Genomic DNA, 3,276 nt, shown 5'->3' with positions numbered 1-3,276 from the left:
CCACCACCCAGTACAGCGGGAACAGCGTGATCGCGCACCAGACCGCGCAGCCGAGCGCGACCAGGCGGCGGCTCGATCGCGATAGGCCGGTGAGCGAGGACGGCGTGCTCATCGCCGCTTCTCCAGATGCGGCCGCAACAGCGCGAGGTACGTGACGCCGATGATGGTGATGGCGATCAGGAACAGGAAGCTCAGCGCGGACGTGTAGCCGAGATTGAACTTCTTGAAGCCCTCCTGATAGGCGAACAGCGTCAGGGTCTCGGTGTCCACGCCCGGCCCGCCGCCGGTCATCACGAACACGGTGTCCATGATCTTGTAGCTCTCGATCAGGCGGATGAAGACGACGGCGGCCGAGATCGGCAGCATCATCGGAAAGGTGATGCCCCAGAACTGCTGCCACAGCGTGGCGTTCTCGAGCTCGGCTGCCTCGTAGACGTCCTCGGGCAGCGTCTGCAGGCCGGCGAGCAGCATCAGGATCACGAACGGGGTCCACTGCCAGACCTCGACCGCGATGATGCAGGCGAGCGCCCAATGTCCGTTGGTCAGGAACGGCAGGTTGACCAGGCCGAACTGGCTGAGAAGCTGGTTCAGCGGCCCCATGGTCGGATTGAACATCATGCGCGCGACCAGCGCGACGGCGACCGGGGCGAGCAGCATTGGCAACAGGAACGCGACGCGGAACAATCGCTCGCCCGGCACACGCGCGTTAAGGGCCAGCGCCACCGCGAAGCCGATGGTGTATTGCAGGCCAACGGCGATGAAGGCGATCAGCGTGGTGGTGAGGATCGCGTTCCAGAACCGCGGCTCCTGCAACAGCGTGGCGTAGTTGCCGAGCCAGACCACGCGCGGCGGAATCGGCGGGATCAGGCGATAGCTCAGGAAGCTCGTAGTGAGCGAATAGATCAGCGGAAAGATCGAGATCGCCAGCACGACGAGCACCGCCGGCCAGATGAAGACGTGCTTGATCGGATCGTTCCGCATCATGATCGTTGCGACCCCGCGAGCAGTGCCTCGATCTCGGCACGCTGCGGCATGGCGGGCGCCGTGCCCGGGCGCGTCACCGAGATGCCAGCCGCGGCCGAGCCGAAACGCGCAGCCTCGAGCGGCTCCGCGCCGCTGGCGAGCGCGGCGGCAAAGCCACCGACGAAGGCATCACCGGCGCCGGTGGTCTCCACTACTTTGCCGGCGTCGAATGGCGGCACATGCACCGAACGATCGCTTGCATGGAACAGTGCGCCGCGTTCGCCGAGCGTGATCAGCGCAGTGCCAGCGCCCTTCTTCAACAGCGCGTCGCCGGCGCGGCGCGCGGCGTCGAGGTCGGCGACCGCGATCCCGGTCAGCTCCTCGGCTTCGCTCTCGTTCGGCACCACATAATCGCAGAGCGCGAACATGGCCTCGTCGAATGGCAGCGCCGGCGCCGGGTTGAAGACCGTGATGCAGCCCGCCTCGCGCGCCAGCACGAGCGCGCGGTGCGCCGCATCCGCGGGCTGCTCGAGCTGGGTCACGAACACGCGGGAGGCACGGATCGCGTCCGCCGCGGCATCGATGTCGGCGGGCGACAGGCCCCCGCCCGCACCGGGCACCACGATGATGGCATTGTCGCCGCGCGTCTCGTGCACATAGATGAAGGCAGCGCCAGTCGGGTCGGTCGCGCTCTGGATCACCCGGGGCGTGATGCCCTCGGCCTTCCAGGTCTTCAACGCCAGCTCGCCGAACGTGTCGCTGCCGATCCGCGAGATGAAGCTGACGCGACCACCGGCGCGCGAGGCAGCGACCGCCTGGTTCGAGCCCTTGCCGCCCGGCCCGACCGCGAAGCCCGAGCCCTTGACCGTCTCGCCGATGGCCGGCAGCTTGGCGGCGCGGAAGGCGAGGTCCGCCACGAACACGCCGAGAATGGCGACGCCGTCCTGGCTCATGGTCAGTGCGCTCCGTCCGGCGGGATCACGCCCTTGGTGAACAGGAAGCAGCCGTAGAACCGCCGCTCGCCGGTGGCGATCACGCAATAGGCCGACTTCGCCATCTCATAGAAGGCGTGGCGTTCGACGCCAACCAGCGGCCAGGACTTTCCTTCCGCGCGGTCGATCGCGGCCTGCACCTCCTGCTGCACCGGCGGCACCTCGTTCGGCTGGCCGACGATCTCCATCCGGATCGCGGCATCGTCGACGAAGGTGTCGAGGGGCAGCACCGACAGCACCGCCGCGGTGGCCTCGGCGGCGCTGACATTGTCGATGCGCAGGAGGTCGCCGAACACGGTCTGCCGCGCGATGGAGTCGGCGGGGAAATTGGTGTCGCAGACGACCAGGCGGTCGCCATGGCCCATGGCGCGCAACGCATAGAGCACGTCCGCATTGAGCAGCGGATCGATGTTCTTCAGCATGTTCCCTCCCTCCTTTTTCTCCGGACTATAGCGGTCTGAGTGCGCCCCGGTCACGTGTCTATTCGCCGTAGGGAATCCAGATGTTCTTCACCTGCACCGCGTGACGGAGCAGGATCGGTCCTTCGCTCGACGCAGCGTCGTGCCAGTCGGTCAGCAATCCATGATCAACCAATGTGCGCTTGAGATTCCCGGCCGACAGCTTTTCCGCCACGCTCGACGCCTGCTTCGAGCCGAACACCCAGAGCGCGTCGACGTCGTCATGCTCCGCCAGCACCCTCGTCAGTCCCTCGCGGCTGCCGGTCACGATATTGACCACGCCGGCCGGCACGTCGGAGGTCTCCAGCACCTGGTAGAGATCAGTCGCCGCGAGCGGATGACGCTCGCTTGGAATGACCACCACGCGGTTGCCCATCGCGATCAGCGGCGCCACCAGGCTGACGAACGCGAGCAGCGGCGCCTCGTCGGGACAGGCCACGCCGACCACGCCGATCGGCTCGTGCATGGCGAGCGCGACGCCGCGGAGCGGCGGGGTGTGCACCGCGCCCTCATATTTGTCGGCCCAGGCGCCATAGCTGAACAGGCGCGCGATCGCGGCGTCGACCTCGGCGCCGGCATTCTCGCTGGCTTGGCCCGTCATCACGGCGATACGCGACGCAAATTCGGCGCGGCGCGCCGAGAGGTTCTCGGCGAGGTAATAGAGAATCTGGCTGCGGTTGTGCGCGGTTGCCCTCGCCCACGCCTCGGCGGAACGTGCCGCCGCAACCGCATTGCGAATGTCCTTGCGATTGCCCTCGCCAACCTCGCCGAGCGGCCGCCCCTCCGGCGACAGCACCGTGCGAGAGTAGTTCCCGTCGGGACGCACCTGCTTGCCACCGACGAAGAGTTTCGGCGTGCGGTCG

General features: G+C 67.4%; 4 protein-coding genes. All 4 read right to left on the bottom strand.

What is annotated here, in order from left to right:
- Positions 1–108: 108 nt before the first annotated feature.
- Positions 109–984 (bottom strand): carbohydrate ABC transporter permease, encoded by an 876-nt coding sequence (locus JOY90_RS02125; protein ID WP_291689520.1) that lies wholly within the window; start codon positions 982–984, stop codon positions 109–111.
- Entirely contained in the window at positions 981–1,916 is a 936-nt protein-coding gene (gene rbsK, locus JOY90_RS02120) for a ribokinase (RefSeq protein WP_291689519.1), read from the bottom strand. The genes JOY90_RS02125 and rbsK overlap by 4 nt, the downstream gene beginning before the upstream one ends.
- Before the next feature lie 2 nt (positions 1,917–1,918).
- Positions 1,919–2,377 carry an RbsD/FucU family protein gene (locus JOY90_RS02115; protein ID WP_291689518.1) on the bottom strand — a complete coding sequence of 153 codons (459 nt, stop codon included), beginning with the start codon at positions 2,375–2,377 and terminating at the stop codon, positions 1,919–1,921.
- Positions 2,378–2,435: 58 nt separating this feature from the next.
- On the bottom strand, positions 2,436–3,276 hold an 841-nt coding region (locus JOY90_RS02110; RefSeq protein ID WP_291689517.1), incomplete at its 5' end, for an aldehyde dehydrogenase family protein.

The sequence above is a fragment of the Bradyrhizobium sp. genome (genome assembly GCF_019242285.1).
Lineage (GTDB): Bacteria > Pseudomonadota > Alphaproteobacteria > Rhizobiales > Xanthobacteraceae > Bradyrhizobium.
Note: the sequence above shows the minus strand (reverse complement) of the source record. Positions and strands in the feature narration are given on the sequence as shown.